The organism is Streptomyces sp. NPDC052107, from assembly GCF_040680215.1.
In the GTDB taxonomy this organism is placed as follows: Bacteria; Actinomycetota; Actinomycetes; order Streptomycetales; family Streptomycetaceae; genus Streptomyces.
This window is the reverse complement of record NZ_JBFAWG010000193.1, coordinates 1-5,286: the sequence shown is the minus strand read 5'-3', so window position 1 is coordinate 5,286 and position 5,286 is coordinate 1. Positions and strand designations below refer to the sequence as shown.

At 70.8% G+C, this 5,286-nt stretch carries 6 protein-coding genes and 2 pseudogenes; 5 read left to right on the top strand and 3 right to left on the bottom strand.

From position 1 onward, the window contains the following. Positions 1-246: 246 nt before the first annotated feature. Complete coding sequence (locus tag AB0M27_RS46495; protein ID WP_365732251.1) at positions 247-399, bottom strand: hypothetical protein; 153 nt, start codon at positions 397-399, stop codon at positions 247-249. Positions 400-437: 38 nt separating this feature from the next. Here AB0M27_RS46495 and AB0M27_RS46490 point away from each other — a divergent pair, with 38 nt between their 5' ends. From AB0M27_RS46490 to AB0M27_RS46475, 4 genes and pseudogenes are all read left to right on the top strand, one after another. Further along, a complete protein-coding gene (locus AB0M27_RS46490; protein WP_365732250.1) occupies positions 438-1,532 on the top strand; it encodes a tetratricopeptide repeat protein in 1,095 nt (364 codons plus the stop codon). Positions 1,533-1,612: 80 nt separating this feature from the next. Further along, positions 1,613-1,741, top strand: a pseudogene (locus AB0M27_RS46485) (NUDIX hydrolase); the annotation flags it as partial. A gap of 77 nt (positions 1,742-1,818) precedes the next feature. After that, positions 1,819-1,986, top strand: a complete 168-nt coding sequence (locus AB0M27_RS46480) for a hypothetical protein (protein WP_365732252.1) — start codon at positions 1,819-1,821, stop codon at positions 1,984-1,986. Positions 1,987-2,050: 64 nt separating this feature from the next. Then, complete coding sequence (locus AB0M27_RS46475) at positions 2,051-2,890, top strand: transposase family protein (protein WP_365732248.1); 840 nt, start codon at positions 2,051-2,053, stop codon at positions 2,888-2,890. An 87-nt stretch (positions 2,891-2,977) separates the two neighbouring features. Here the strand turns inward: AB0M27_RS46475 and AB0M27_RS46470 are convergent, their stop codons facing one another. Further along, positions 2,978-3,889 carry a GNAT family N-acetyltransferase gene (locus AB0M27_RS46470; RefSeq protein ID WP_365732247.1) on the bottom strand — a complete coding sequence of 304 codons (912 nt, stop codon included), beginning with the start codon at positions 3,887-3,889 and terminating at the stop codon, positions 2,978-2,980. Between the two features lie 240 nt (positions 3,890-4,129). Here AB0M27_RS46470 and AB0M27_RS46465 point away from each other — a divergent pair. Further along, a pseudogene (locus AB0M27_RS46465) lies at positions 4,130-4,660 on the top strand (transposase); the annotation flags it as partial. Positions 4,661-4,732: 72 nt separating this feature from the next. Here AB0M27_RS46465 and AB0M27_RS46460 read toward each other — a convergent pair. Further along, complete coding sequence (locus AB0M27_RS46460) at positions 4,733-5,110, bottom strand: nuclear transport factor 2 family protein (protein WP_012895409.1); 378 nt, start codon at positions 5,108-5,110, stop codon at positions 4,733-4,735. Between the last annotated feature and the right edge of the window lie 176 nt (positions 5,111-5,286).

The window sequence follows — 5,286 nt, the reverse complement described above, 5'->3', positions numbered from 1 at the left end:
AGCTGCACACCGCGGTCTGCTCCGGCCAGATCACCCTCACGGCCGCCCAGCGCGCCATCGTGACCGACTGGACCACGGCATTGAGCACCCTCGGCATCAGCTGACGAGCCAGCTTCAGCGTGACGAGTGCCAGGGGAGCCAGCCGGGCAGCGGGCGCGCTTACCGGTGTCACAGTTACGCCAGATGACAGTGCCGCCGGACGCGCCCTGTGGGCGTCCCAACTCCCGCAGGCCAGAGCGGTAACAGTCACAGCGGATTGCCAGCCGGATCGGAGAGCGAGGGAGCCTCCTCCTGCCCGTCGCTCCCGCTCAGGTGGAGGGACCACTCCTTGAGCTGTTGGAGCAACTCGGTGGCACGGGCATGCCCGGTGGGCCAGAACGGCAAGACGATCAGGGCCACGGCGCATCGCTGCCGCAGTCGACATCACACAGGGGCGCTTGTACGACTACATGAACGGCAAGAGCCGGGTGGAAAAGCTGACCCTGTTCGAGCAGATCGCCGATGCCTTCCACATCCCGGGCCACCTGCTGGGGCTGGCCCGCCGGTCGTGGGAGCCCGCGCCCGCAGCGCCGGAACATCAGCGGGCCGATCATGCGCCGCCGGACGGTGACGACCTGGTGGCCATGGATCACTTCCGCAGTGCCGACCGCCAGACCGGCGGCGGCCGGTTGTACGGGGCCGTCGTCAGGCACCTGAGTGACCGGGTAGCGCCCCGGCTGGTCGACATCGGCTCCGGCCCGCAGGTGCTCGCCGCCGCAGCGGCGCTTACCGAGATGGCCGGATGGATGGCTCACGACTCCGGCCACAACGACCGCGCCCCAGGCCACTTCGCCCGCGCTCTCCCCCTGGCCCGGACCTCTGGCGACCTGCCGCTGGCCGCCCACGCCGCCGCCAGCAGCAGCCACCTCGCCCTTCAGACCGGAGATGCGGCAGGGGCTGTCCGCTGGGTGCGGACCGGGCAAGACCTGGCGGCCCGGGGCCCGAGGAATCCTGCGCCGACGGCGCGCCTGCACACCATGCAGGCACGGGCCTTGGCGGCCGCGGCTCAGCCCATTCCGGCCGCCCGTGCACTGGACGCCGCCCACAGCGATCTCCAAGCGGCACCCGCCGCCGATCACCCGTGGCTGAGCCCGTTCGACACCGCCGCGCTGGCCAGCGAGTCAGCACTGATCCTGCGCGACCTGGAACAGTACGACGAGGCACTGACGCACGGCGAACGGGCTGTGACGCTGCGGGAGGCCGGACGGACGCGGTCACTGGCACTGAGCCGGATCAGCCTGGTGGACATCCATGTGCCCCGCGGCGACCTGGACGCCGCGGTGAGCGTCGGTCATGACCTGCTCAGCACGAGCCCCACCCTGAGTTCGGTCCGGGTCGTGCAGCAACTCGACGGGCTGCGCCGGCTCCTCAAGCCGCACCGGGGATATCCGCCGGTAAGGGACTACCTGGCGCGGTTCGAGGCCGCGCGCCGGGCGAGAATGCTCCTCCTGGCCGACATCATCCCGCCGTCACCGGGAGGCACCACCGCATGAGGCCCACCCAGACACCCACTCCCGCCGACCCCGACGCCTGGAACGCCTACCTCGCGGAAGGCAACGCCAAGCAGGCCCGCAAGCGCGTCGCGGCCGACGTACTGCTGCGCGACGGCTCCGACCGCGTACTCCTGGTGAACCCCACCTGCAAGCCCGGCTGGGACCTGCCCGGCGGGATGGCGGAAGCAAACGAGCCACCAGAGGAAGCGGTACGCCGGGCCCGCACCGCGGCGACAGCCCGGACGAGACCGCGCTGCCCGGCGACTACCGCCGGATCCTGGAGATCGTGCGGGCCGTCGGAGGGCCGGTGCAGGTGCGGACGGTGGGCGAGGAGCTGGGCCTTCAGGTGGAGGTGCGCGGGAAGTTGGAGCCGCTGCGGGCGAAGTTGGTCAAGCTCGCGGACCGCGGCTGGCTGCGCAAACTGGGCGATGGGAGGTTCACCCCGCGCCTGTAACCGTCCCGGCCCGGCACGCTGCCGGGGCGTAACTTGAGGGCCCCCGGCGGCAGTTGAGTTTGGTGTGAAGAAAAACAACCCTCACGTCGAGGGCCCCGACTGTCTTGTCTACACCGCCCGGCTGCCGCTGTCGAGCGCCACCTTGAACTGGCTCGCCGACCTGATCCGCGGCCACCTGAAGAAGGTCGGATCCAGGTGGCGGGCCCTGCCCGCGGGGAAGATCGCCGCCATCGTGCTGGCGGTGCTGCGCTGTGACCAGCGGCCCGGCAACCTGGCCGGCGGGGACGGGGTGCACCGCACCACCGTGACCCGGTGGGTGCGGGAAGTCGTCGGGCTGCTGGCCGCCCGCGCCCCGCGCCTGGACCGCGCCCTGAAGAAGATCGCCCGATCGGGTGGCGGAGTCGTACTGCTGGACGGCTCCCTGATCCGCACCCGCCGCCGCACCGGGACCGAGAACCGGAAGAACTACTCCGGCAAGCACAAGTGCCACGGCCTGCTCGTGATCGCCCTCACCGACGACAAGGGCCGACTGGTCTGGGTGAGCGCGGTGAGGCCCGGACGCACCTCGGAGATCACCGCCTGCCGCCACGACGGACTCACCGCCCACCTGCGCGCGGCCGGCCTCGGCGCGATCGCCGACCTGGGCTTCGTCGGCCTCGACGACAGCGGCCCGGACGCCGATCCGGCGGTGATCACCGGCTACAAGGCCGCCCGCAACAAGCCCCTGACCAGGGGCCAGAAGCTGTCGAATAGAGCGCTGGCCGCGGTCCGGGCCCCGATCGAGCACGGCTTCGCGCACCTGAAGAACTGGCGCGTCCTCGGCAAGGTCCGCACCGACCCGAAATGGGCGACCGCGCTGGTGCGGGCCCTGCTCGTCCTGACGAACCGGGAAGTCGTCCGCTGACCGGCGATCTACACCGATCGTTCTGGCTCTCGCCTGGGCCTGCCACGGCCGGCGTCGCCCTTGCCTGACGCAGGGCGGGCACCGGGTTCAGACGTAGGTCCTGCGCCACTGGTCGGCCGCGCCGAGAAGCGTCATGCCGGCGGAGGTGTAGGCCTGCATGGCGCCGGTGTTGTGGGTGTCCACGTCGACGCCGACCGTGCGGTGGCCGCGGGCGTGGAGGAGGCTGAATGCGGTGGTGAGGAGTTGGGCGCCGAGGCCGTGGCGGCGGTGGGCGGGGTGGACGCCGAACCAGGCGATCCAGGCGCGGTCGACGGGGTCGCGGGCGATGAGGGCGCCGGCGGGGACGCTGTCGAGTTCGGCGAGGAGCCACAAGTCGGGGTTGTAGCCCTCGCGTCGGCGCTGGGCGTGGTGGAAGTCCTCGAAGTCCGGGTGGGGGTGCTCCGGGTCGCCGGTGAAGGCCTCGTTCAGCACGGAGTGGACGGTGCGGAGGTCGGTCTCGTTCCGGGCCGCACGCACCGTGGGCGCCCTGGATGCCGGGTGGTCGGGGAGGCCGAGGGAGTCCAGGGCGACGGTGAGACGGCTGCTGCTGTGGACGATGGCCCAGCCGCGGCTGAGGAGCTGGTCGTGGGGCTGGCAACCCGGAAGCTGATAGAGCGTCACTGACATGTCGTGGGTGGGGAGATCGTGGGCGGCCCAGGCGTCGAGACGGTCCAGGAGCGCGGCGGTGACGGCAGGCGCGTCCGGGCACGGGGCGACGACCAGCTGGGCGCGCAGCTCGCCCGGCTGGGGCGCGGGGTGGAGGGCGGCGAAGCCGAGGAGACTGCCGTCGGGGGCCGACGCGGCCCACGTGCGGGTGGCCAGGTCGAGGCCGGGGGCGGCCAGCATGCTGCGCACCACCGCCGGACCGCTCTCGCGGCGGCCGACCGTCGCCTCCTCGTCCCGGCCGAGCAACTCGGTGAGGGCGTCGACGTCCGCGGGGGATACGGCTCTCCAGTCCATCCTCGCACTGTCGCAGGACGAGGCGATGGGGGCCAGCGGATTTAGGCGGCGCCGCGGCAGTGGGCGACGATGAGGGAGGGCCGCCCACGCATGCTCGTCCTCACAAACGGGGAAGTCGCCCGCTGACCGACGATCTCCACCGAAGTCACCCGCCCGTCACCAGCATAAGTACCCCGGAGCCGACGCACACCAGGCCCGTGACCTGCTACTTCACGATGCACACCACTCAATCAGAGACGCTCCTGCTGGGCGAAGCAGGCCAAGCCCGACCGGCTGCCGGCGACCTACCGTCGCACCCACGGCGTCACCTACTTCCATGGCTGCTACTTGGTGGGCGACGAGCGCCTGTAGGGCGTCAACCGCCGCCGCAAGGGCACCGCCAACACCCTGGCCGCGCTGAAGTCGATCCGCGCCGCCCGCCCCGACGGCGCTGCGATCTACGTCATTTCGGACAACCTCTCCCCCCACACCGGGGCGGACATTCGCCGCTGGGCGCAGAAGAACAAGGTCGAGCTGTGCCTCACTCCGACCTACGCTTCCTGGGCCAACCCGATCGAGGCCCCCTTCGGTCCGCTGCGGCAGTTCACCCTGGCCAACTCCCACCATCGCAGCCACCCTGCGCAGACGCAGGCCCCGCACCGCTACCTGCGCCGGCGCAACGCCAACGCCCGCCACCCCGACGTACTCGCCGCCCAACGCAAGGAACGTGCCCGCATCCGCAGCGAAAAAAGCATCCGCTGGGGCGGACGCCCCCTCAACACCGCAGCCTGACCAACTGCGAACCGCAGCCCCCGAGCGCCGAAGGGAGCACGTTCAGGAGAAGGGCAGCGACAGAAGGATGACTCAGGAGGCGGACGGCTCGATCTCCCCCGCAAAGACGATGACCTGGTCGATGAGGCTCCGCCGCAGATGGACGACGTCCGTTCCCGTCAGGCGGGGGCCTCCATCCGGCGTGGTGAAGACCCACTGGTACCGGGCCCACTCGTCAGGCATGTCCACCGCTGAGCAGCGCACCATCGTGCCGGTCCCCGCCGGGTGGCGCCGGATGTCCAGCACGAACCGCTCGACCGCCGCGATTCCTTCGCTGCGGCCCAACGGCCCCCAGAAGACCACGTCTGAGGTCAGGGCCTGGGAGAGCAGGGCAGTCACATAGCTGTCGTCCGAGGCGTTGAACGCGGAGATGAACGTGTCGATCGCGGAGCGTGCGGTCTCTTCCTGCATGCCCCAGTAATACCAGCCGTTTCGCGTGCGCTCGTCCCGCGAGCCGCCTTCCGATCACGGTGAACCATCCCGGTCAAAGCACTAGTAGGACTCCGTTAGGTCTGTCTGCCTGCAGTGTTCAGGGGCATGAGGACTGTGTGGACGCACATGAAGTCAATCGTGTTCGGGCGACGTTG

Excerpts from the sequence above, each read along its gene's own strand:
- AB0M27_RS46470 (WP_365732247.1), bottom strand. The coding sequence starts at position 3,889 with ATGGACTGGAGAGCCGTATCCCCCGCGGACGTCGACGCCCTCACCGAG.
- AB0M27_RS46460 (WP_012895409.1), bottom strand. The coding sequence starts at position 5,110 with ATGCAGGAAGAGACCGCACGCTCCGCGATCGACACGTTCATCTCCGCG.